Below are 21,519 nucleotides of genomic sequence, written 5' to 3'. Positions count from 1 at the left end.
GGCGCATGTCGGTGGGGCGTGTGGTCAAAGCGGCGATCCCGCTGCTGCTCATCGCATTCGGACTGCTGTGGCCGGTGTGTTCGCCGGTGGCGGCTCGGCCGGCACGCCCGCCGAAGACCCGGTGGTGATCAGCGACTTCACCCTGAACGCCGCGGTCGACAGCGCGGGCGACATGACCGCGGTCGAGACGATCACGACGGAGTTCTACAGCACTGACCGTCACGGCATCTTCCGCTACTGGGATGTGGCCAACCAGAACGACTCTCACGTCCGGCAGAAGCCCGAGGTGACGTCGATCCTGCTCGACGGGCAGTCGGTGCCCTACCAGATGCTGTGGGAGGACGGAAAGCGCTTCCGCGTGGCCAAGATCGGTGATCCCGACCGCACGCTGGGCGACGGCACCCACGTGTTCGAACTCCGCTACCGCATTCCGGGGGTACTCGACCCCGGCGGCACCGGCGCTGACCGGAAGTTCGCGCAGACCGTCGGCGCCCCGGCCCCGAGCCCCTCTGTCTTCTTCTGGAACGTCATCGCGCCCTCCTGGAACAACCGCATCGACCGGGCCGACATCACCGTGACCCTGCCCGGCGACGTCGGCACCGTGCAGTGTTCCGTCGGCTTCGGCGTCGGGCGGGCGTGCGACGAACTGCGCGCGCGCGGCAACACCGTGGTGGCCACGGCGTCGTCGCTGGCGCCGCGCACCCCGATGACCCTGCGCGCCGGGGTCGACGTGCCCACCCCGGCGCGGCTGAGCCTGCCGTGGCCCTACACCTGGGATCGGGTCCTCGGGCAGTCGGTGACCGCCGTGCTGTGGGTGCTGGGTCTGACGATCGCCTTCGGCGCCGCGGCGGTGCTGTGGTTCCGCAGTGTGCTGGAGCGTCCGCCCGGCTTTCCGCTGCAGTACGCGCCCCCGCCGGGCCTCGGGCCGGTGCAGCTGGAGTACATCCGCACCGAGGCGGTCCCGAAGAACGGCCTGACCGCGACGCTGTTCTACCTCGCCGAGCGGGATCTCATCACGCTGCACCAGGTCAACGACAAAGAGTGGAACATCCGCAGCGTCGCGGGGGCCGGGCAGTGGTCCGGCGTCGACAAGGTCAGCCTGGCCGTCGCGTCCCGGCTGAAACTGCTCAACGCCGGCAGCGAATTCGCCGCCAAGAAGACGGCCAAGTCGGGGGAGAAACTCAACAAGGCCAAGACCGATATGGCCGAGGCGGTCAAGGCATGGGCGATCGACTCGGGGTTGATGGTGGCCCGCAAGAAGGAGCTGTGGCTGCGCGCCGCCAACGCCGTCGCGTTCGTGCTGATGATCTGCGGATTCTTCCGCTGGGGCTTCCCGACCACGATGTGGGCGCTGCCGTTCGCGGTGTTCTTCCTGTTCTCGGCCGGCTCCTGGCGTGACGGGGTGGGCACCCGGCGCACCCCGGCCGGGCGTGAACTGTGGTCGCGCGCAGGCGGTTTCCACCGCATGCTGGCCACCGATTCCGCGGAGACCCGCTTCGACTTCTCGGCACGCAAAGACCTCTACATCGCCTATGTCCCGTTCGCCGTCGCCGCCGGAGTGGCGGCCGCGTGGGCGAAGAAATATGAGGCATACACGAATACCGCTGCACCGCAACCGGATTGGTATACAACATCGAGCCCGTCCTCGTCCTGGGGGGTGGCGGGCGGCGCCGGCGGGACGAGCTTCGACAGTTTCGAGACGGCGCTGTCCTCGTCGATCGGCGCCTACACCGCCTCCCAGTCGTCGTCGTCATCGAGCGGCGGCGGCGGTGGCTTCAGTGGCGGAGGCGGCGGCGGTGGCGGCGGAGGAGGAGGAGGAGGAGGTGGATCATGGTGACTTTTCTGCTCGCCGTGGTGCTGGTGCTGGTCGTGCTGGTGCTCATCGGATATGTGGCCGGCTACAACAAGATCCGGTCCGCCGATGTCCGTGTCGCCGAGGCTCTGTCGGGGATCGACGTCGAACTGACGCGGCGCGCTTCGTTGATCCCCGCCCTCGTCCAGACGGTGCAGACCTTCGCCACCCACGAGAAGGCCATCCTCGACCGCGTCACCGACGCCCGGGCGGCGCTGACGTCGGCGACCTCGGGTGGTTCGGTGGCACAGCGCGGCGCGGCGGAGAAGCAACTCGACTCGGCGCTGGCGCCGCTGCTGGCGCTGGGACAGAGCTATCCGCAGCTGAATTCGTCGGCCAACTTCCTGGATTTGCAACGCAACCTCGCCGACACCGAGGACAAGCTCGCGTTCGCCCGGCAGTACTACAACGATTCGGTGGCCACCCTCAACCGGCTGCTCACCACGATTCCGTGGATGTTCGTCGCGCCGCTGACCAAAGTCGGCGAGAAGGAGTACTACCAGACGCCGCGCTAGGGCCTGCTTCCTAGACTGGCCCGGTGCGTCTCGTGTTCGCCGGTACTCCGGAACCGGCCATCCCGTCCCTGCGTGGGCTCCTCGCCTCGCCCCGCCACGACGTCGTCGCGGTGCTCACCCGCCCTGACGCCGCGGCGGGCCGCCGTGGCCGCCCGGCGCCGTCGCCGGTGGCGCAGCTCGCGCTCGAGCACGGGATCCCTGTGCTGCGCCCGGAGCGACCCAACTCCGCGGAGTTCGTCGCCGAGCTGGCCGCGTTGGCGCCGGAGTGCTGCGCGGTGGTCGCCTACGGGGCGCTGCTCGGCGACGACCTGCTGGCGGTGCCCACCCACGGGTGGGTGAACCTGCACTTCTCGATCCTGCCCGCCTGGCGCGGCGCGGCTCCCGTGCAGGCCGCGATCGCCGCGGGCGACGCGGTCACCGGCGCCACCACGTTCCAGATCGAGCGCAGCCTCGACTCCGGGCCGGTCTACGGCGTCGTCACCGAGACGATCCGGCCCGCCGACACCGCAGGCGACCTGCTCGACCGGCTGTCGGTGGCCGGTGCGACGCTGCTGGAGGCCACGATGGACGGCATCGCCGACGGCACCCTGACCGCGGTGCCCCAGCCGGCAGACGGGGTCAGCGTCGCGCCGAAGATCACCGTCGACGACGCCCGCATCCGGTGGGATCTGCCCGCGCACGTGATCGACCGGAGGATCCGCGCCGTCACACCGAACCCGGGCGCCTGGACCATGATCGGCGAGGACCGCGTCAAGGTCGGTCCCGTGACGGTGGTCGACGAGCCGGACCTCGGACCCGGAGAGCTCAAGGTGGACAAGAAGCATGTCCGGGTCGGCACCGGCTCGGGCGCGGTGCAACTGCAGACCGTGCAGCCCCCGGGCAAGAAAGCGATGAATGCCGCGGACTGGGCCCGCGGCGCACGGCTCGACGAGATCGGTTCGGCCACATGACGCGACCTCCCGGCAAGCGCCGCCCGCAGCGGCGCACCCCGCTCGACCCGGCCCGGCGGGCCGCCTTCGACGTGCTGCGCGCGGTCTCCGAGAAGGACTCCTACGCCAACCTGGCACTGCCTGCGATGCTGCGCGACCGGGGGATCACCGGCCGCGACGCGGCGTTCGCGACCGAGCTGACCTACGGCACCTGCCGGGCCCGCGGCCTGCTCGACGCGATCATCGCCGCGGCTGCGGGCCGGCCCGTCGACCGGATCGACCCGGTGCTGCTGGATCTGCTGCGCCTCGGCGCCTACCAGATCCTGCGCACCCGCGTCGACGACCACGCCGCGGTGTCCACCACGGTGGAGCAGGCCGGTATCGAATTCGACACGGCGCGTGCGGGTTTCGTCAACGGTGTGCTGCGCACCATCGCCCGCCGTGACGAGGCGTCGTGGGTCGCGGAGCTGGCCCCGCCCGCCGCCACGGACCCCGTCGGTCATCTGGCGTTCGTGCACGCGCACCCGCGGTGGGTCGCCCAGGCGTTCACCGATGCGCTGGGCGCCCGGGCCCACGAGCTGGCGGCACTGCTGGCCAGTGACGACGCCCGCCCCGAGGTGCACCTGGTGGCGCGGCCGGGTGCGCTCACCGCGACCGAGCTGGCGGACCAGGTGGGCGGCACCGTCGGCCGGTACTCGCCGTACGCCGTCCACCTGAGCGAGGGCGATCCCGGCGCGCTGGCCCCGGTCAGGGACGGTCGGGCGCTGGTGCAGGACGAGGGCAGCCAGCTGGTCGCGCGGGCGATGACGCTGGCCGAACTCGACGGCGCCGACGGCGGACGGTGGCTGGACCTGTGCGCCGGACCGGGCGGTAAGACCGCCCTGTTGGCCGCGCTGGGGCAGCCCGCCGGTGCGCGCGTCACCGCCGTCGAGCCCGCGCCGCGGCGAGCCGAGCTGGTGGAACAGAACACCCGGGGGCTCCCCGTCGACGTGGTCCGGGTCGACGGGCGCGACACCGGCCTGACGCCGGGTTTCGACCGTGTCCTCGTCGACGCTCCGTGCACCGGGCTCGGCGCGCTGCGCCGACGGCCCGAGGCGCGCTGGCGGCGCCAGCCCGGTGATGTGGCGCCGCTGGCCAAGCTGCAGCGGGAACTGCTGGCCTCGGCGATCCGGTTGACCCGGCCCGGCGGCGTCGTGCTGTACGCGACGTGCTCACCGCACCTGGCCGAGACCACCGGCGTGGTGGCCGATGCGCTGCGTCGCCACCCGGTCACCGCGCTGGACACCCGAGCGCTGTTCGAACCGGCCGACGACACGGGGGAGAGCCTGTCGGTGCAACTCTGGCCCCACCGGCACGGCACCGACGCGATGTTCGCCGCCGCCCTTCGGGTGACCGGCCCCCCGATAGGCTGATCCCCATGTCCGGACAGCACGCCCGCACCCCGCTGATCGCCCCGTCCATCCTGGCCGCCGACTTCGCCCGGCTCGCAGACGAGGCCGCCGCGGTCGAGGGTGCCGACTGGCTGCACGTCGACGTGATGGACAACCACTTCGTGCCCAACCTCACACTGGGCCTGCCCGTCGTCGAGTCGCTGCTCAAAGTCACCGACATCCCCATGGACTGTCACCTGATGATCGACGACCCGGCCCGGTGGGCACCGCCCTACGCCGAGGCCGGCGCCCACAACGTCACGTTCCACGCCGAGGCCACCGACGACCCGATCGCGGTGGCCCGCGACATCCGTGCCGCGGGCGCGAAGGCGGGTCTGGCCATCAAACCGGGCACGCCGGTGGACCCGTATCTGGAGATCCTGCGCGACTTCGACACACTGCTGGTGATGTCGGTCGAACCCGGGTTCGGCGGGCAGAAGTTCATCGCCGAGGTGCTGCCCAAAGTCGGCATCGTGCGGCGCCTCGTCGACGCCGGCGAGCTGACCATCCTCATCGAGATCGACGGCGGCATCAACACCGACACGATCGAAGCCGCCGCCGAAGCGGGCGTCGACTGCTTCGTCGCGGGCTCGGCGGTCTACAGCGCCGACGATCCCGCGCTGGCGGTGCAGTCGCTGCGCAATCAGGCCGCGGCGGCGTCCAAGCATCTCGCGCGGTGAACCTCGACGCGGCAATGGCCGCGGCCCTCGAGCAGGCCGAAAAAGTAAAAGGCACAACGTATCCCAATCCGCCGGTGGGGGCGGTCATTCTGGACGCGCACGGTGAGATCGCCGGTGTCGGGGCGACGGAGCCGCCCGGCGGCCCGCACGCGGAGGTGCTGGCGCTGCGCCGGGCGGGGGAGCGGGCGGCCGGCGGTACAGCCGTGGTGACGCTCGAACCGTGCAACCATGTCGGCCGCACGCCGCCCTGCGTGGACGCGCTGCTGGCCGCGGGCGTCGCGAATGTCGCGTTCGCCGTGGCCGATCCGAACCCGGTGGCCGCCGGCGGGGCGGCGCGGCTGGCGGCGTCGGGTGTCCACGTGACGCCGGGGGTGTGCGCCGATGCGGTCGCGGGCGGGCCGCTGCGCGAGTGGCTGCACAAGCAGCGCACCGGAATGCCGCATGTGACATGGAAATTCGCCACCAGCGTGGATGGCCGCAGTGCGGCCGCAGACGGCTCGAGCCAGTGGATCACCAGTGAAGCCGCCCGTGCCGACGTACACCGCAGGCGTGCCGCGGCCGACGCGATCGTCGTCGGTACCGGCACCGTGTTCGTCGACGATCCGGCGCTGACCGCGCGGCGTCCCGACGGCACGCTCGCCGCCCAGCAGCCTCTGCGCGTCGTCGTCGGTATGCGTGAGATCTCCCCTGACGCAACGGTTCTCAATGACGACTCGCGCACCATGGTGATCCGCACCCGCGATCCCCGCGAGGTGATCCAGGCGCTGTCGGACCGCACCGACGTGCTCGTGGAGGGTGGCCCGACACTGGCCGGGGCCTTCTTGCGGGCCGGGGTGATCGACCGCATCCTGGCCTACGTCGCTCCGATCCTGCTGGGCGGGCCGATCAGTGCCGTCGATGACGTCGGGGTGCTCAGCATTGCCCAGGCTCAGCGGTGGCGTTTCGACCGGACGATCCCCCTCGGACCGGACGTGCTGCTCAGCATGATCCCGGCGTGATCGCACGCGGCATCGTTATCTGATCGTTACCCGCTGTCCATCAACGGTTTCCGTGGTCGTTCTCACACCCCCGGCCGGGCCCGGGAGCGGCCCCACGGCCGGGACTGCTCCGTAGACTCGGTGGGGAATATCGCGCTTTCACCGAAGAGTTGCGCAAGGTGAGCACGAACAAAGGACGAGAGCATGACTGCACTGCAGGACTGGCTCAGCATCAGCCCGGTCACCCCCGATGCCATCAAGGCGGTGATCCGCGATGCCTGGCGGGGACTGACCTCCGACGACGACACCTTCGATGACGCCGACGCCGACCAGCCTCAGCTGATGGGCCGCGGACTCGAGCGCTGCTGAAGCGCCTCGGGCTCGTCGGCGTGTTCGTGCTTGGCGCTGATCAACAGGCCCAGTAGGGCACCCACCACACAGACGATCGCCGTGATCGAGAAGATCTCGGCGTACTGCAGCACGTACGCCTCGCGCACCCGGTGCGCCTCCGCGGCCAGGCGCTCGGCCAGGCTGTTGCCGCCGGTGCTGGCCGGCAGGCTGGCCAGGTGCTGGTTGAACCGGTACAGCCCCCAGGCTGACAGCGCCGCGATCCCGATCAGCATGCCGATCATCCGGGCGACCACCACGGCCGCCGACGCGATGCCGTGCTGGGCCGCGGGCACCACCCGCAGCGTCGCCGACGTCAGCGGCCCGATGACGAGGCCGAGGCCGAACCCGGCGATCGCGAGGTCGGTGTCGAGCACCGGCAGGCTGATGAAGCCCAGGTCGTGGCGTGCGGCAAGCAGGTCCACCGGCCACTTCGAGATCAGCAGGTAGCCGCCCGCGGCGATCAGCAGGCCGGTGAACGCGACGATCCGGTCGCCGAGGCGGGTGGCCACCCAGCCGCCGACCAGCGCGCCGATGGGTAGCGCGACCAGGAAGCGCAGCAGCAGGAAGGCGGCCTGGTTCTGGTCCTGGCCGAGCACGCCCTGCCCGAAGAGTTCGACGTTGACCAGCGTGACCATCAGCGCCGCGCCGGCCGTCAGCGATGCGCCCAGCGCCGCCAGGAACGGCCGGAAATGCACGCCGGCCGGGTCCAGCAGCCGGGTCTTGGCGAACTTCTCCCACACGAAGAACGCGACCGCGGCGACGGCGGCGGCGATCAGCACCGGCGCGCCCCAGCTGGGCAGCACCTGCTTGCCGTCGGGCCGGGGGTTGTACAAGCCGACCACGGCCAGGCCCAGCGCGACGGCCAGCAGCAGCCCGCCGACCACGTCGACCTTCTGGGGGTCCTCGCCGACGGACCGCGACGGCAGGCTGAAGTGGATCATCACCATCGCGATGGCCGCGAGCGGGACGTTGACCCAGAACGCCGACTGCCAGTGCCCGAACGCCCACACCAGCGTGATGCCGTACAGCGGGCCCAGCACACTGCCCAGCTCCTGGGCGGCGCCGACGCCGCCGAGCACGGCGGCGCGGTTGCGCGCGGCCCACAGATCGGCGGCCAGCGCCAGGGTGACGGGCAGCAGCGCGCCGCTGGCGGTGCCCTGCACCACCCGCCCGATCACCAGCACGGTCAGGTCGGTCGACATCGCGGTGATCACCGAGCCGAGCGCGAAACCGGCCAGGCTGATCTGGATCAGCATCTTGCGGCCGAACCGGTCCGACGCGCGGCCCAGCAGCGGCATCGCGGCGATGTAGCCCAGCAGGTAGCCGGTGATGATCGGCGTCACCCGCTGGATCTGGTTCACGCCGATCCCGACGTCGCTCATGATGTCGGTCATGATCGTGACCACGACGTAGGTGTCGAGCGCGCCGAGCACCACCGCGAGGCTGCCCGCGCTGATCGCGATGCGGCGGTTCGTCGTCCCTGCTGCGGCCGTCGCCGGAGGAGCGCTGTGCATCACACCGCCGGCTTGGCGACCGTCACCGGCTCGCCCCACTTCGACAGCGTCATCGTGACGCTGTTGCCGGGGGTGGGTTCCAGCCGGGCCTGCATCAGCTCGTGGTTGCCGTCCTCGGTGACCCACGCGGTGCCCGGAACGGGCCCGGTGGCGGCGATCTGCGGGGCGATCTTGTTGACCGCGTCGGCGCGCACGTTGCCGGTGATCCGGACGGTCTTGACACCCTCGATGGTCTCGCGGCCCTCGGACTTGGCGTCGTTGAAGTTGGCGAGCACGTTGGCCAGGCCGTTGTCGGGGCTCAGGATCGCCGCGACGTCGTAGATGTCGGCGGCGGGACCGAAGTTCGACAGGCTGCCACCTGCGGTGATCGCGGCGTACAGGTCGCCGTCGGACACGACGAACTCGACGCCCTGCAGCTTCTGGCCGAGAAAGACGATGTCGGCGGTGCCCTTCGCGGCGACCGCCGGCTTCTGCGTGAGGTCGCCCTCGAGGGACTCGACCGGCAACTCGGCGATCTGGCCCTGCACCGCGAGCTGCAGATGGGCGCTGGTCTGCGCCTTGGTGGTCTCGGCGGATTCCCTGAGCAGGGTGGTGGCGTCGGGCAGGTCCTTGCCGGAGTCCTCCGACGACGAGCCGGAACATCCTGCGACGAGCGCGACGACGGCGAAGAGGGCGGCGACGAGCGCCAAGAGGCGGGTCTGCATGCCTGCATCGTAGAGGGTGCGGCGACGGCGACGTGTTCTCCGCTGCGCGGGATCGGCCGGGGTGCGGGGGCCTAGGCTGGGCATCGTGTTCACCGGAATCGTCGAAGAACTGGGCGAAATCGTCGGCAAGGAGGACCTCGGCGACGCCGCGCGTTTCGTCATCCGTGGCCCGATCGTGACATCGGATGCCGGGCACGGAGATTCGATCGCGGTCAACGGCGTCTGTCTGACCGTCGTCGACGTGCTCGCCGACGGCTCGTTCTCCGCCGATGTGATGGACGAGACGCTGAAGCGGTCCAGCCTGCGCGGCGCCGACGTCGGCACCCGGGTCAACCTCGAACGTGCCGCGGCGGTGAACAGCCGGTTGGGCGGCCACATCGTGCAGGGCCATGTCGACGGCACCGGCCACGTCGTGTCCCGCACGCCGTCCGAGCACTGGACGGTGGTGCGGATCGCGCTGCCGCCGGCGCTGTCCCGCTACGTGGTGGAGAAAGGGTCGATCACCGTCGACGGAATCTCGCTGACCGTGTCGGGTCTGGGCCCGGACTGGTTCGAGGTGTCGCTGATCCCCACCACACTGGACCTGACGACGCTGGGCGGGGCTGAGCCCGGCTCCCCGGTCAACCTCGAGGTCGACGTCATCGCCAAGTACGTCGAGCGGCTGCTGTCGCAGAAGGATGCTCCCACCAGCGACTAGGGCCGTTGTCGGACGGTTCGAGTTGAGCGCAGCGTTACGGGTCTAACACATTTGGTATGCCTACCGCCGCTGCTGTGAACCTTGCTGCGCCCCTGCCTCCGGGATCAACCGGGCACGGGCTTTCTGCTGTCAGTAGGTCGGGCAGGCTTTCCTGAAGAGGGCGACAAACTCTTCAGGGTTCTGGTTCATCTCGTTGATCCGGTCGGGGTCGGTGGGCAGCTCGACGCTGACCTGCCGGTCCCCATCCTGGTCCGCGCAGGTGAACTCGAACTGGTTCGGGGAGATCCTGTCCCAGTGATGCGCCGGCGTCAGCAGCAGCGCAGGCGTCAGGATCGTGACCGAGGCCAGAACGAGCGACATGACAAACTTCCGACCCTTCGGCAGCGCGACGAACCAGCTCGCGAAGGAGTCCCCCCGTTTCCCCATGGGGGTCACTGTAGAACGCTCAGGCGGGCTTCAACGGGTAACCTGCTCTGGGACCAGCGAGAGGCTCGCAGGAAGGGTCACAGCGGCGGACCGTAGGCGGTTCCGGCACTCGCCGACAGCGATACTCCTCTCTACCTTTCCCGAGTTTGACCTGTCAGGTCGAACATATCTGGGTCTTCTTGGACCGCGTCCACCTGCATTGCAGGAAGACGGGCGTACCGATCGCTCGTCTCTAATCGCCAAGTACGTCGAGAGGCTGCTGTCGTACGACAAGCCGGGCTGAGGCGCCGCCGCGCCGCTGTGACCGGCATCACCGGCGTCCGGCCACGTCAGGCGGGCAATAACCCGCCCGCCCCCGTGGTTCATACTGAACGGGAGAAACAGGTGGTTCTCGTCGCGGGAACCGGCAAGGTGGTGAGAATGACGAGGCTGGATCCGGTCGAGCGTGCGGTGGCCGACATCGCCGCGGGCAAGGCCGTCGTCGTCATCGACGACGAAGACCGCGAGAACGAAGGCGACCTCATCTTCGCCGCTGAGAAGGCCACCCCCGAACTGGTGGCGTTCATGGTGCGCTACACCTCCGGTTACCTGTGCGTGCCGCTGGACGGCGAGATCTGCGACCGGCTGGGCCTGCTGCCGATGTACGCGGTCAACCAGGACAAGCACGGCACCGCCTACACCGTCACCGTCGATGCGAAACACGGTGTCGGAACCGGGATTTCGGCATCCGATCGGGCGACCACGATGCGACTGCTGGCCGACCCGACCGCCGTCGCCGACGATTTCACCAAGCCCGGGCACGTGGTTCCGCTGCGCGCCAAGGACGGCGGTGTGCTGCGCCGTCCCGGCCACACCGAAGCGGCCGTGGACCTGGCCCGGCTGGCGGGTCTGCAGCCCGCCGGCGCGATCTGCGAGATCGTCAGCCAGAAAGACGAAGGCGCGATGGCGCAGACCGACGAGCTGCGGATCTTCGCCGACGAGCACGACCTGGCGCTGATCTCCATCGCCGATCTCATCGAGTGGCGGCGCAAGCACGAGAAGCACATCGAACGCGTCGCCGAGGCCCGCATCCCCACCCGGCACGGCGAGTTCCGCGCAGTCGGCTACACCAGCATCTACGAAGACGTCGAGCACGTCGCCCTGGTCAAGGGCGACATCGCCGGCCCGCACGGGGACGGCCACGACGTGCTGGTCCGGGTGCACTCGGAGTGCCTGACCGGGGACGTGTTCGGCTCCCGCCGCTGCGACTGCGGCCCCCAGTTGGACGCCGCGCTGGCCATGGTGGCCCGCGAGGGTCGTGGCGTGGTGCTCTACATGCGCGGCCACGAGGGCCGCGGCATCGGCCTGATGCACAAGCTGCAGGCCTATCAGCTGCAGGACGCCGGCGACGACACCGTCGACGCCAATCTCAAGCTCGGCCTGCCCGCCGACGCCCGCGACTACGGCACCGGCGCCCAGATCCTCGTCGACCTCGGCGTCCGCTCGATGCGCCTGCTGACCAACAACCCGGCCAAACGCGTCGGCCTGGACGGCTACGGGCTGCACATCATCGAACGCGTGCCGCTGCCGGTGCGCGCCAACGCCGAGAACATCCGCTATCTGATGACCAAGCGGGACCGTATGGGTCACGACCTGACCGGTCTGGAGGACTTCGACGAGGCGCTGCCCGGCGAGTTCGGCGGCGCGGTATGAGTCCTGCGGCAGGCGTGCCCGAGCTTCCCGATCTCGACGCCACCGGCATCAGCCTCGCCATCGTCGCGAGCACGTGGCACGAGACCGTCTGCGACGCCCTGCTCGACGGCGCGCGCCGGACCGCCGCGGACGCCGGGATCACCGACCCGACCGTGGTGCGCGTTCTCGGTGCCATCGAGATCCCGGTCGTCGCACAGGCTTTGGCGCAGACACACGACGCCGTCATCGCGCTCGGCGTCGTGATCCGCGGTGAGACACCGCATTTCGACTATGTCTGCGACGCGGTCACCCAGGGGCTGACGCGGGTGTCGCTGGACGCGTCGACACCGGTGGCCAACGGCGTGCTCACCGTCAACACCGAGCATCAGGCGCTCGACCGGGCCGGGCTGCCGGCGTCGGCCGAGGACAAGGGCGCCCAGGCCGCCGCGGCCGCCCTCTCGACGGCGCTGACGCTGCGCCGCCTCGCCGCCGGCTCATGACCGAGGGCTGGGACGTCGAGGTCAAGCCGTACCTCACCCCGCGATTCGCCTACGGGGCGGCCGCGTTGATCGTCGCCGCGCACGTCACCGTTGGCGTACTGCTCAAGGTCGGCACCACCGGCGTGATCTTCCGCACCGCCGACCAGGTGGCGATCGCGCTGCTCGGGGTGGTGATCGGCGGATTCGTGTGCCTGTTCGCGCGGCCGCGCGTGCGGGTGGGCGCCGCAGGCGTCGCGGTGCGAAACCTGTTCGGCTACCGCGTCTTCGCGTGGGACATCGTCCGGGGACTGTCGTTCCACCCGGGGGCGCGGTGGGCCCGGCTGGACCTTCCCGACGACGAGTACGTGCCGGTGATGGCGATCCAGGCCGTGGACAAGGGCCGCGCGGTCGACGCGATGGACCGCGTCCGCGCCGCGATGCAGAAGTATCAGAACACCGGCATCAACGGCCGTCACCCATGACCACGCCCTCCCGGCGTGGGTCGGCACCGCCCACCCAGCCGGGATCGGCGCGCACGATCGCCGACAGCCCGCTGGACTGGTCGGCGATGTCGACCTGATGGCCGAGTTCGCGTAATCCCGTCACCAGCGGGTCGTGCCGGCCGTCATCGGAGATGTCGATCACCGGATGCTCCCCGCCCACGTTCGTCGTCGGCGAGTTGGCGGCGCCGAAGTCCACCATCGAGACGGCCTGCTGCGGGTCCAGCCCCCAGTCCAGCAGTCCCACCACGGTTTTGACGACGAACTGGACGATCGTGGAACCGCCCGGCGATCCGGTGACGGCGTAGAGCGGGCCGAGCGATCCCGCTGGGCCGGCGTCGAAGATCAGTGTGGGCGCCATGGTGCTGCGCGGCCGCTTGCCCGGCGCGACCCGGTTCGCGATTGGCGCGCCGTCCGGGCCGGCGGGCTCGGCCGAGAAGTCGGTGAGCTGATTGTTCAACAGGAACCCGTCGACCATGTGGAACGAGCCGAACGCCGACTCGACGGTGGTGGTGAGCGACGCGGCGTTGCCCTGCGCGTCGACGATGCTGATCTGGCTGGTGCCGTGTTCGGGCACCGGCGCCACCGGCGCGGTCGGCGGGCCGAACTCGCCGGGCTTCGCCGTGCCCATCGTGCGGTCGGGGGAGATCAGCGCCGCCCGCCCGGCGAGATAGTCGGCGCCGAGCAGGGCGTCGGGGGAGCCGCCGGGCAGCGCGACGAAGTCGGTGTCGGCGACGTAGCGGTCCCGGTCGGCGTAGGCGAGCCGCTCCGCCTCGGCGATCAGGTGCACCCCCTGCACGGTGGGCCTGCCGCCGTCGCGGTCGAGGTCGGTGGGCCGGTGGTCGGCCATGGCGAAGTGCTCCAGCACGCCGAGTGTCTCGGCGACCGCGATGCCGCCCGACGAGGGCGGCGGCATCCCGCAGATCTGCTTACCGCGGTAGGGCACGCACAGCGCCTCGCGTGTCTTGGCCGTGTAGCCGGCCAGATCCTCGACGGTCATCAGGCTGGGCGTACGGCCACCCGACGGGTCGGTCGCGGCGGCGACGATGTCGGCGGCGATCGGCCCGGTGTAGAGCGCCGCCGGGTCGGTCGCGATGGCGCCCAACGTCTTTGCGTACGCGGGATTCGTCAGCCGGGTGTCCGCCGACCGCGGGGAGCCGTCCGGGTTGAGGAAGTACGCGCCGGCCTGCTCGTCGAGTCGCAACCGCGGTGCCGCGTCGGCGATGGCGGCCGCCAGCCGGGGACTGATGTCGAAGCCGTCGTCGGCGAGCCGGACCGCGGGGGTGAACAGGTCCCGCCACGCGGTGCGGCCGTGCGCGGTGTGTACGTCGGCCAGCATCCGCACGATGCCCGGCACCCCGATGGATCGTCCTGACCCGCGTGCGTCGGGTTTCGGTGCGGTCCGGTCGGTGTCGGACACCCTGCGCAGATAGTTCTCGGTCGCCGCCGCCGGGGCGATCTCCCGCCCGTCGAACGCCTGCACCGACTTGGCGGTGGCGTCGTAGTACAGCAGGAAGCCGCCACCGCCGATCCCGGAGGACTGGGGTTCGACGAGGCCGAGCACGGCCTGCGCCGCCACGAGAGCGTCGGCGGCGGTGCCGCCGTCGCGCAGCACCTCGCAGGCGGCCTGCGTGGCCAGCGGGTTGGCGGTCGCTACGGCGTAGTGACCCGTGCGGACCGGCGTCATCCCGGTGCGGTATCCGGTCGCGGTCTCGGGCGCGGATTCGTCGTCGCCGCCAGCCTGCTTGGCCTGCGGGGTGCCGTTGGTCACGATGGCGCACGGGCCCGCCGGCGCCGGCGGGGATGGCGGACCGCTGCAACCGGCGCAGACCAGCACGGCAGCGAGCAGCAGCGCCAGCACCCGGGTCGAGGTCACGGTCCGCACCGCCACCTCGTCGCTCTACCCGGTCGGGGGGTCGCAGTAACCTGGGTCCGTGCCCGATCCAGCGACGTACCGACCCGCTCCCGGGTCGATCCCCGTCGAACCGGGTGTCTACCGTTTCCGCGACCCGCACCGGCGGGTGATCTACGTCGGCAAGGCCAAGAGCCTGCGCAGCCGGCTCAACTCCTATTTCGCCGATCTGTCGGGGCTCGCGCCGCGCACCCGCCAGATGGTGATGACGGCCGCCAGCGTCGAGTGGACGGTGGTCACCACCGAGGTCGAGGCGCTGCAGCTCGAATACAACTGGATCAAGGAGTTCGATCCCCGGTTCAACATCCGCTACCGGGACGACAAGTCCTATCCGGTGCTCGCGGTGACGCTGAACGAGGAGTATCCGCGGCTGAAGGTGTACCGGGGTCCGCGCCGCAAGGGTGTGCGGTACTTCGGGCCGTACTCGCATGCCTGGGCCATCCGCGAAACCCTTGACCTGCTCACCCGGGTGTTTCCCGCCCGCACCTGCTCGGCCGGAGTGTTCAAGCGGCACAGCCAGATTGACCGGCCCTGCCTGCTGGGCTACATCGACAAGTGCTCGGCCCCGTGTGTCGGGCGGGTGAGCGCCGAGCAGCACCGCCAGATCGTGACGGATTTCTGCGACTTCCTCGCCGGCAAGACCGACAAGCTGATCCGCGAGATGGAACAGCAGATGAACGCCGCGGCCGAGGAGCTGGACTTCGAGCGGGCCGCCCGCCTGCGGGACAACATCGGCGCGATGCGCCGCGCGATGGAGAAGCAGGCCGTGGTGTTCGGCGACGGCACCGACGCCGACGTGGTGGCCTTCGCCGACGACGAACTCGAAGCGGCGGTGCAGGTGTTTCACGTGCGCGGCGGACGGGTCCGGGGTCAGCGCGGCTGGATCATCGAGAAGTCCGGCGAGCCGGGCGAATCGACGCTGTCCTATCTGGTGGAGCAGTTCCTCACGCAGTTCTACGGTGATCAGGTCGCGCTCGACGGCGCCGCCGACGAGGGCGGCGACGAGACCACCAACCCGGTGCCCAAGCAGGTGCTCGTGCCGGTGCTGCCCGAGACGTCGGCGGAACTGGAGACGTGGTTGTCGCAGCTGCGAGGGTCGCGGGTGTCGATACGCGTCGCGCAGCGCGGCGACAAGCGGGCGCTCGCGGAGACGGTTCAGCGCAACGCCGAGCAGGCGCTGAACCAGCACAAGCTCAAGCGGGCCGGCGACTTCACCGCGAGAAGCGCTGCGCTGCAGAGCATTCAGGACGCGCTGGGCCTCGAGGACGCGCCGCTGCGCATCGAGTGCGTCGACATCAGCCATGTGCAGGGCACCGACGTGGTGGCCTCGCTGGTGGTCTTCGAGGACGGCCTGGCCAAGAAATCCGACTATCGGCACTACGCGATCCGGGAGGCTGCGGGGGACGGGCGCTCCGACGACGTCGCCTCGATCGCGGAGGTCACGCGGCGGCGGTTCCACCGCCATCTGCGCGACACCCAGCAGCCCGGGGACCTGATCGCCGAAGGCAGGTCGCGCAGGTTCGCCTACCCACCGAATCTGTTCGTCGTCGACGGGGGCGCCCCGCAGGTCAACGCCGCGGCCGCGGTGCTCGACGACCTCGGCATCACCGACGTCGCGGTGATCGGGCTGGCGAAGCGGCTGGAAGAGGTGTGGGTGCCGTCGGAGCCGGATCCGGTCATCTTCCCGCGCAACAGCGAAGGGCTGTATCTGCTGCAGCGGGTGCGCGACGAGGCGCACCGGTTCGCGATCAGCTACCACCGCAGCAAGCGCTCCAAGCGGATGACGGCCTCGGCGCTGGACTCGGTGCGCGGGCTCGGGGAGCACCGGCGCAAGGCGCTGGTCACGCACTTCGGTTCGGTGGCGCGGCTGCGGCAGGCCACGGTCGAGGAGATCACCACGGTGCCCGGCATCGGGGTGGCCACGGCCCGGGCCGTGCTCGAGGCGCTGGGGGTGGAAACGCCTGACGGGCCGGATTCGCCGCCGGAACAGGACGCGCCGGTGGCGGTTATCCACGATGATCGAAGCACAGTGACGGGATGACAGAAGCGGGCATGCACACCGAATCCGGCGGAATCGACGTGGTCCTGGTGACGGGGCTCTCGGGTGCGGGCCGCGGGACGGCGGCCAAGGTCCTGGAGGATCTGGGCTGGTATGTGGCGGACAACCTGCCGCCGGAGCTGATCGCGCGGATGGTCGACCTCGGCCTGGCCGCGGGCTCCCGGATCACCCAGCTGGCCGTCGTGATGGACGTGCGGTCGCGCGGGTTCACCGGCGATCTGGACGGGGTGCGCAGCGAGCTGGCGGCGCGCAGCATCGCCCCGCGGGTGGTGTTCCTCGAGGCGTCCGACGACATCCTGGTGCGCCGCTACGAGCAGAACCGGCGCAGTCACCCGCTGCAGGGCAACCACACCCTCGCCGAGGGGATCGCGGCCGAGCGCGCCCTGCTGGCGCCGGTGCGCGCCGGCGCCGACCTGGTCATCGACACCTCGTCGCTGTCGGTGCACGGCCTGCGGGAGAGCATCGAACGGGCCTTCGCGGCCGAGACGGTGGCCAACACCAACGTCACGGTCGAGTCGTTCGGCTACAAGTACGGGCTGCCGATGGACGCCGACACCGTGATGGATGTGCGCTTCCTGCCCAACCCGCACTGGGTGGACAATCTGCGCCGGCACACCGGCCAGCATCCCGATGTGCGCGACTACGTCCTCGGCCAACCCGGCGCCGTGGAGTTCCTCGACTCCTACCATCAGCTGTTGGACGTCGTGATCGACGGCTATCGGCGGGAGGGGAAGCGCTACATGACCGTGGCCATCGGCTGCACCGGCGGCAAGCACCGCAGCGTGGCGATGGCGGAGGCGCTCGCGGAACGGCTGCAGGACGCAGCGCTGACGGTGCGGGTGCTGCACCGGGATCTGGGTCGCGAATGAGCCCGCGCATCGTCGCCCTCGGCGGAGGGCACGGACTCTATGCCACCCTGTCGGCGGCGCGCCGGATCACCTCGCACGTCACCGCCGTCGTCACGGTCGCCGACGACGGCGGATCCTCGGGCCGGCTGCGCAGCGAGCTCGACGTCGTGCCCCCGGGTGATCTGCGAATGGCGTTGGCGGCGTTGGCTTCCGACAGTCCGCACGGCCGACTGTGGGCCACCATCATCCAGCACCGCTTCGGCGGCAGCGGTGCACTCGCCGGGCACCCCATCGGCAACCTGATGCTCGCCGGGCTCAACGAGGTGCTCGCCGACCCCGTCGCCGCGCTCGATGAGCTGGGCCGCATTCTCGGGGTCAAGGGCCGGGTGCTGCCGATGTGCCCGATGGGCCTGAGCATCGAGGCCGACGTCGTCGGGCTGGAGTCCGATCCGCGGGTCAGCCGGGCGATCCGAGGCCAGGTCGCGATCGCCACGACCGTGGGCAAGGTGCGCCGGGTGCGCCTGCTGCCCGGTGATCCGCCCGCCACCCATCAGGCGGTGGACGCGATCATGAACGCCGACCTGGTGGTCCTGGGGCCGGGCTCCTGGTTCACCAGCGTGATCCCGCATGTGCTGGTGCCGCAGTTGGTGGCCGCGCTGCGGGCCACCACCGCGCGGCGCGCCCTGGTGCTGAACCTGGTGGCCGAGCCGGGGGAGACGGCCGGCTTCTCCGTCGAGCGGCACATCCACGTGCTGGCCCAGCACGCGCCGAACTTCACCGTGGGCGACATCATCGTCGACTCGTCGCGGGTGCCCAGCGAGCGGGAGCGGGAACAGTTGCGGCGCACCGCGACGATCCTCGATGCCCGCGTCGAGTTCGCCGACGTGTGCCGACCTGGTACACCTTTACATGACCCGGCGAGGTTGGCGGCGGCATTGGAGGGTGTTCTGCAACGGGGCGCGACACCCACGGGCAGACCGCAGACGGTGCCCACACCGACAGTGAACGGACCGAGAGGTGACGACCCGTGGCGATGACAGCCGAGGTCAAGGATGAGCTCAGCCGGCTCGTGGTGAATTCGGTGAGTGCTCGCCGCGCCGAGGTGGCCTCGCTGCTGCGGTTCGCCGGCGGGCTGCACATCGTGTCCGGCCGGGTGGTGGTCGAGGCCGAGGTCGATCTGGGCATCATCGCGCGCCGGCTGCGCAAGGACATCTACGACCTTTACGGCTACACCGCCGTCGTGCACGTGCTCTCGGCCAGTGGGATCCGCAAGAACACCCGCTACGTGGTGCGGGTCGCCAAGGACGGGGAGGCGCTGGCGCGCCAGACCGGTCTGCTGGATCTGCGCGGCCGCCCGGTGCGCGGACTGCCCGCCCAGGTGGTCGGCGGCAGCGTCGCCGACGCCGAAGCTGCCTGGCGGGGAGCGTTTCTGGCCCACGGCTCGCTGACCGAACCGGGCCGGTCCTCGGCGCTGGAGGTCAGCTGCCCCGGTCCCGAGGCGGCGTTGGCCCTCGTCGGCGCCGCGCGCCGGCTGGGCGTCAGCGCCAAGGCGCGCGAGGTGCGGGGCAGCGACCGGGTGGTGGTGCGCGACGGGGAGGCGATCGGCGCGCTGCTGACCCGGATGGGCGCCCAGGACACCCGGCTGACGTGGGAGGAGCGGCGGATGCGCCGCGAGGTCCGCGCGACGGCCAACCGGCTGGCCAACTTCGACGACGCGAACCTGCGCCGGTCCGCCCGCGCCGCGGTGGCCGCCGCCGCGCGGGTCGAGCGCGCGCTGGAGATCCTCGGCGACACGGTGCCCGACCATCTGGCCGCCGCGGGCAGCCTGCGGGTGGCGCACCGGCAGGCCTCGCTGGAGGAACTCGGCCGGCTCGCTGATCCGCCGATGACCAAAGACGCTGTGGCAGGCCGGATCCGGCGGCTGCTGTCGATGGCCGATCGCAAGGCCAAACAGGACGGCATCCCGGACACGGAGTCCGCGGTGACGCCCGATCTGCTCGAGGACGCCTAGAACTCGAGCAGGTGCTCGAGCGCCTTCTTGTCGATGGCGTCGAATTCGTGGTCCTCGACGTGCATGTAGTGGCGCACTCGGTTGACGAAATCGTTGATCGCGCCGTTGAACGCGTCGACCGCGGCGTTGCGCCGGTCCGGGGAGAGCGCGCTGGTGATCTCCTGCGCGAACGCGGTGTAGATGACCCGCTGCGCGCTGTCGGCGATGTCGCTGGGCGCGACCAGGCGCAGCTCGGTGAGCAGCGTGATGGCGCGCTTGATGTCGTCTTCGAGCGCACCGGTGGCCCGCACCACGCGGAACAGGACCGCGAGCCGGTCGAGGTTCGTCGGGATCGTCGGGTCGATCTCGCGGGCCATCGTCAGGAACTGCTCGTGGTCCTCGGTGTGGGCCAGCCGCTGCGTCACCTCGGCCCACTGCGCGGAGATCTCCTTGAGACCGGCGCTGGCCACCGAGATCTCGGTCATCGCCGAGACGAACCTGACCGTCGCGTCGCGCAGCAGGTCGAACTTCTGGCGCTCCTCCTCGGCCACGGTCTGGCGCTCGTAGTTCTTCTTCGACGTCCAGTACGTCGCGATCCCGCCGACCATGGTGCCGAGCAGGCTGGCTGAGGCGGTGATCGCCGGGATCACCCAATCGGTCATGCCCTGGAGTATCGCGCCCGGCCTCCGACCGTGGCGCCCACTTGGCGGCATGCGCCCCACAGCAGCAGGCCGGCCTGGATGCCCAGGGCGATCGAGATCATGGAGATGAGCGTGACCGCGACGGCACCCGAGCTGTTGTCGCCGATGAGCTCGGTGACGCCGATGAAGCCCAGCGACCCCGGCACCAGCAGCCAGAACCCGGGCAGCAGCAGCGTCGCCGCGGACGGGGTGTTCGGCCGACCGGCGACGAACAGGGCACACAGCGCGAGAGCCAGGCCGCCGCCGAAGCCGCTGGCGTAGCTGCCCAGCGCGGCGTTACCCGCCAGCTGACCGGCATAGGACACGAACAGGATCATCAGCATCCACCCCATGAACCGGGTGGGCGGGCCGTGGTAGAGGAACAGGCCGACCGCGTAGAGCGCGCATCCGACCCAGGGCGCCCACGGTCCGAAGCGGTCCACCACGGCGACGCTGAGCTCGCTGGTGGTCAACCCCACCACCTGGGCGGCGATCAGGATGCCGAAAGCCAACTGCGCCAGGCGCATTGCGCCGGCGATGAGCCGCGCCGAGCCCGAGATCATGTCGCGGGTGCTGAGTTCGATGACGGCCAGCGTGATCGCCGTGCCGGGCAGGAACATCACCAGCGCCGGTGCCAGTGCGCGCAGGCTGCCCTCGCCGAGATGCAGCAGCCGGCCGGCGGTGAAGGAGCACAGCGCCACGGTGAACGCGGCCACCACGGGCAGCAGCTGCGTCAGCGGCTCGTTGCGGCGGGCCAGCAGCGCGGCCAGGCCCACGCCGAACCCGAAGACGGTCGCCGCCCCGAGCGCGACCGGGTTGGGCTGCAGGATGAGCGCGAACGCCGCGCTCTGCAGCGTGTACCCGACGACGAACGCCCAGGCCGGGAAGCGGGGCCGCATCGCGTCGATCCGGTCGAGTTCGGCCAGGCCGTCCTGCGGGCTGATCTGCCCGCGACGGGCGCGCCCGACCAGGGCGGCCAGCGGGAACGTCTGGTCGCACCGCAGATCGACTTCGGCGCTCTTCATCGCCATCGTGGCGCCGTCGGCCCGCTCGCCGCCGGTCAACTGGATGTGGTTGGGCAGCACCAGCATTTCGCCGGTCACGCCGTACCGCTCGGAGCAGGTGGCCAACGTCTGTCGCACCGTTCCGATCGGGTACCCCGCGGCGATCATCGCCGCGCCCAGGCGTGCCAGGAACGTCGTCGGGGCGACGGGTGCGCCCGGCGGGTCAATCGAGAGGTCGTCCACGGGCGGCACAGTAAACCCT

At 70.7% G+C, this 21,519-nt stretch carries 20 protein-coding genes and 1 pseudogene; 15 read left to right on the top strand and 6 right to left on the bottom strand.

Going from position 1 to position 21,519, the window contains the following annotated elements; all coding sequences use genetic code 11:
* Window positions 1-5 precede the first annotated feature (5 nt).
* The 7 genes and pseudogenes from MCHLDSM_RS08690 to MCHLDSM_RS38445 all read left to right on the top strand — a co-directional run bounded on the left by MCHLDSM_RS08690 (window position 6) and on the right by MCHLDSM_RS38445 (window position 6,752).
* Window positions 6-1,837 (top strand): annotated as a pseudogene (locus MCHLDSM_RS08690) (DUF2207 domain-containing protein).
* Window positions 1,831-2,367, top strand: coding sequence for a LemA family protein (locus MCHLDSM_RS08685; protein ID WP_048417839.1), 537 nt, complete (start codon window positions 1,831-1,833; stop codon window positions 2,365-2,367). Before MCHLDSM_RS08690 ends, MCHLDSM_RS08685 begins: the two are co-directional and overlap by 7 nt.
* 23 nt (window positions 2,368-2,390) lie before the next feature.
* The gene (gene fmt / locus MCHLDSM_RS08680) at window positions 2,391-3,317 is read left to right on the top strand and encodes a methionyl-tRNA formyltransferase (RefSeq protein ID WP_048469711.1); all 927 of its coding nucleotides are present in this window, start codon (window positions 2,391-2,393) and stop codon (window positions 3,315-3,317) included.
* The gene (locus MCHLDSM_RS08675; protein ID WP_048469710.1) at window positions 3,314-4,708 is read left to right on the top strand and encodes an RsmB/NOP family class I SAM-dependent RNA methyltransferase; all 1,395 of its coding nucleotides are present in this window, start codon (window positions 3,314-3,316) and stop codon (window positions 4,706-4,708) included. The genes fmt and MCHLDSM_RS08675 overlap by 4 nt, the downstream gene beginning before the upstream one ends.
* A gap of 5 nt (window positions 4,709-4,713) precedes the next feature.
* Window positions 4,714-5,406, top strand: coding sequence for a ribulose-phosphate 3-epimerase (gene rpe, locus MCHLDSM_RS08670; protein ID WP_048469709.1), 693 nt, complete (start codon window positions 4,714-4,716; stop codon window positions 5,404-5,406).
* Window positions 5,403-6,404: a bifunctional diaminohydroxyphosphoribosylaminopyrimidine deaminase/5-amino-6-(5-phosphoribosylamino)uracil reductase RibD gene (ribD, locus tag MCHLDSM_RS08665; protein WP_060937533.1), complete on the top strand. Its 1,002-nt coding sequence runs from the start codon at window positions 5,403-5,405 to the stop codon at window positions 6,402-6,404. The genes rpe and ribD overlap by 4 nt, the downstream gene beginning before the upstream one ends.
* Window positions 6,405-6,587: 183 nt before the next feature.
* Window positions 6,588-6,752, top strand: a complete 165-nt coding sequence (locus MCHLDSM_RS38445) for a hypothetical protein (RefSeq protein ID WP_168439927.1) — start codon at window positions 6,588-6,590, stop codon at window positions 6,750-6,752.
* Here MCHLDSM_RS38445 and MCHLDSM_RS08660 read toward each other — a convergent pair.
* Both MCHLDSM_RS08660 and MCHLDSM_RS08655 read right to left on the bottom strand, forming a co-directional pair.
* On the bottom strand, window positions 6,719-8,287 hold the full coding sequence (locus tag MCHLDSM_RS08660) for an MFS transporter (RefSeq protein WP_048470244.1): 1,569 nt from the start codon (window positions 8,285-8,287) through the stop codon (window positions 6,719-6,721). The two genes, MCHLDSM_RS38445 and MCHLDSM_RS08660, sit on opposite strands and share 34 nt — an antisense overlap.
* Window positions 8,287-8,991, bottom strand: a complete 705-nt coding sequence (locus tag MCHLDSM_RS08655) for an LppX_LprAFG lipoprotein (protein ID WP_048417844.1) — start codon at window positions 8,989-8,991, stop codon at window positions 8,287-8,289. Before MCHLDSM_RS08655 ends, MCHLDSM_RS08660 begins: the two co-directional genes overlap by 1 nt.
* Before the next feature lie 85 nt (window positions 8,992-9,076).
* Between MCHLDSM_RS08655 and MCHLDSM_RS08650 the strand changes: the two genes are divergently transcribed.
* Entirely contained in the window at window positions 9,077-9,688 is a 612-nt protein-coding gene (locus tag MCHLDSM_RS08650) for a riboflavin synthase (protein WP_174545659.1), read from the top strand.
* A gap of 129 nt (window positions 9,689-9,817) precedes the next feature.
* On the opposite strand, the gene MCHLDSM_RS08645 is transcribed toward MCHLDSM_RS08650, so the two are convergent.
* Window positions 9,818-10,114 carry a hypothetical protein gene (locus tag MCHLDSM_RS08645; RefSeq protein WP_048469707.1) on the bottom strand — a complete coding sequence of 99 codons (297 nt, stop codon included), beginning with the start codon at window positions 10,112-10,114 and terminating at the stop codon, window positions 9,818-9,820.
* 420 nt (window positions 10,115-10,534) lie between these two features.
* On the opposite strand from MCHLDSM_RS08645, the gene MCHLDSM_RS08640 reads away from it, so the two are divergent.
* Genes MCHLDSM_RS08640 through MCHLDSM_RS08630 form a run of 3 tightly spaced genes read left to right on the top strand, consistent with a single transcriptional unit; the run spans window position 10,535 to window position 12,746 of the window.
* Entirely contained in the window at window positions 10,535-11,806 is a 1,272-nt protein-coding gene (locus tag MCHLDSM_RS08640; RefSeq protein ID WP_048417990.1) for a bifunctional 3,4-dihydroxy-2-butanone-4-phosphate synthase/GTP cyclohydrolase II, read from the top strand.
* Window positions 11,803-12,285, top strand: a complete 483-nt coding sequence (gene ribH / locus MCHLDSM_RS08635; protein WP_048469706.1) for a 6,7-dimethyl-8-ribityllumazine synthase — start codon at window positions 11,803-11,805, stop codon at window positions 12,283-12,285. Before MCHLDSM_RS08640 ends, ribH begins: the two co-directional genes overlap by 4 nt.
* Window positions 12,282-12,746: a PH domain-containing protein gene (locus MCHLDSM_RS08630; protein ID WP_048469705.1), complete on the top strand. Its 465-nt coding sequence runs from the start codon at window positions 12,282-12,284 to the stop codon at window positions 12,744-12,746. The genes ribH and MCHLDSM_RS08630 overlap by 4 nt, the downstream gene beginning before the upstream one ends.
* Here MCHLDSM_RS08630 and MCHLDSM_RS08625 read toward each other — a convergent pair.
* On the bottom strand, window positions 12,727-14,640 hold the full coding sequence (locus tag MCHLDSM_RS08625) for a gamma-glutamyltransferase family protein (RefSeq protein WP_407661850.1): 1,914 nt from the start codon (window positions 14,638-14,640) through the stop codon (window positions 12,727-12,729). The genes MCHLDSM_RS08630 and MCHLDSM_RS08625 overlap by 20 nt on opposite strands.
* 58 nt (window positions 14,641-14,698) lie before the next feature.
* Here MCHLDSM_RS08625 and uvrC point away from each other — a divergent pair, with 58 nt between their 5' ends.
* The 4 genes from uvrC to whiA are packed head-to-tail and all read left to right on the top strand — an operon-like array spanning window position 14,699 to window position 19,594.
* Window positions 14,699-16,717, top strand: a complete 2,019-nt coding sequence (uvrC, locus tag MCHLDSM_RS08620; RefSeq protein ID WP_048469704.1) for an excinuclease ABC subunit UvrC — start codon at window positions 14,699-14,701, stop codon at window positions 16,715-16,717.
* Entirely contained in the window at window positions 16,714-17,604 is an 891-nt protein-coding gene (gene rapZ, locus MCHLDSM_RS08615) for an RNase adapter RapZ (RefSeq protein WP_048417849.1), read from the top strand. Before uvrC ends, rapZ begins: the two co-directional genes overlap by 4 nt.
* Window positions 17,601-18,620 carry a uridine diphosphate-N-acetylglucosamine-binding protein YvcK gene (gene yvcK / locus MCHLDSM_RS08610; protein WP_048469703.1) on the top strand — a complete coding sequence of 340 codons (1,020 nt, stop codon included), beginning with the start codon at window positions 17,601-17,603 and terminating at the stop codon, window positions 18,618-18,620. The genes rapZ and yvcK overlap by 4 nt, the downstream gene beginning before the upstream one ends.
* Window positions 18,617-19,594, top strand: a complete 978-nt coding sequence (gene whiA / locus MCHLDSM_RS08605) for a DNA-binding protein WhiA (protein ID WP_109788791.1) — start codon at window positions 18,617-18,619, stop codon at window positions 19,592-19,594. Before yvcK ends, whiA begins: the two co-directional genes overlap by 4 nt.
* On the opposite strand, the gene MCHLDSM_RS08600 is transcribed toward whiA, so the two are convergent.
* Window positions 19,591-20,235 (bottom strand): hypothetical protein, encoded by a 645-nt coding sequence (locus MCHLDSM_RS08600; protein WP_048469701.1) that lies wholly within the window; start codon window positions 20,233-20,235, stop codon window positions 19,591-19,593. The genes whiA and MCHLDSM_RS08600 overlap by 4 nt on opposite strands.
* A complete protein-coding gene (locus MCHLDSM_RS08595) occupies window positions 20,232-21,500 on the bottom strand; it encodes a threonine/serine exporter family protein (RefSeq protein WP_234713932.1) in 1,269 nt (422 codons plus the stop codon). The genes MCHLDSM_RS08600 and MCHLDSM_RS08595 overlap by 4 nt, the downstream gene beginning before the upstream one ends.
* Window positions 21,501-21,519 lie beyond the last annotated feature (19 nt).

It is taken from the genome of Mycolicibacterium chlorophenolicum (assembly GCF_001044235.1).
GTDB lineage: Bacteria > Actinomycetota > Actinomycetes > Mycobacteriales > Mycobacteriaceae > Mycobacterium > Mycobacterium chlorophenolicum.
Note: the sequence above shows the minus strand (reverse complement) of the source record. Positions and strands in the feature narration are given on the sequence as shown.

Excerpts from the sequence above, each read along its gene's own strand:
- MCHLDSM_RS08685 (WP_048417839.1), top strand. The coding sequence starts at position 1,831 with ATGGTGACTTTTCTGCTCGCCGTGGTGCTGGTGCTGGTCGTGCTGGTG.
- ribH (WP_048469706.1), top strand. The coding sequence starts at position 11,803 with ATGAGTCCTGCGGCAGGCGTGCCCGAGCTTCCCGATCTCGACGCCACC.
- MCHLDSM_RS38445 (WP_168439927.1), top strand. The coding sequence starts at position 6,588 with ATGACTGCACTGCAGGACTGGCTCAGCATCAGCCCGGTCACCCCCGAT.
- yvcK (WP_048469703.1), top strand. The coding sequence starts at position 17,601 with ATGAGCCCGCGCATCGTCGCCCTCGGCGGAGGGCACGGACTCTATGCC.
- whiA (WP_109788791.1), top strand. The coding sequence starts at position 18,617 with ATGACAGCCGAGGTCAAGGATGAGCTCAGCCGGCTCGTGGTGAATTCG.
- MCHLDSM_RS08640 (WP_048417990.1), top strand. The coding sequence starts at position 10,535 with ATGACGAGGCTGGATCCGGTCGAGCGTGCGGTGGCCGACATCGCCGCG.
- MCHLDSM_RS08630 (WP_048469705.1), top strand. The coding sequence starts at position 12,282 with ATGACCGAGGGCTGGGACGTCGAGGTCAAGCCGTACCTCACCCCGCGA.
- MCHLDSM_RS08645 (WP_048469707.1), bottom strand. The coding sequence starts at position 10,114 with ATGGGGAAACGGGGGGACTCCTTCGCGAGCTGGTTCGTCGCGCTGCCG.
- rpe (WP_048469709.1), top strand. The coding sequence starts at position 4,714 with ATGTCCGGACAGCACGCCCGCACCCCGCTGATCGCCCCGTCCATCCTG.
- MCHLDSM_RS08675 (WP_048469710.1), top strand. The coding sequence starts at position 3,314 with ATGACGCGACCTCCCGGCAAGCGCCGCCCGCAGCGGCGCACCCCGCTC.
- rapZ (WP_048417849.1), top strand. The coding sequence starts at position 16,714 with ATGACAGAAGCGGGCATGCACACCGAATCCGGCGGAATCGACGTGGTC.
- MCHLDSM_RS08655 (WP_048417844.1), bottom strand. The coding sequence starts at position 8,991 with ATGCAGACCCGCCTCTTGGCGCTCGTCGCCGCCCTCTTCGCCGTCGTC.
- MCHLDSM_RS08660 (WP_048470244.1), bottom strand. The coding sequence starts at position 8,287 with ATGCACAGCGCTCCTCCGGCGACGGCCGCAGCAGGGACGACGAACCGC.
- MCHLDSM_RS08600 (WP_048469701.1), bottom strand. The coding sequence starts at position 20,235 with ATGACCGATTGGGTGATCCCGGCGATCACCGCCTCAGCCAGCCTGCTC.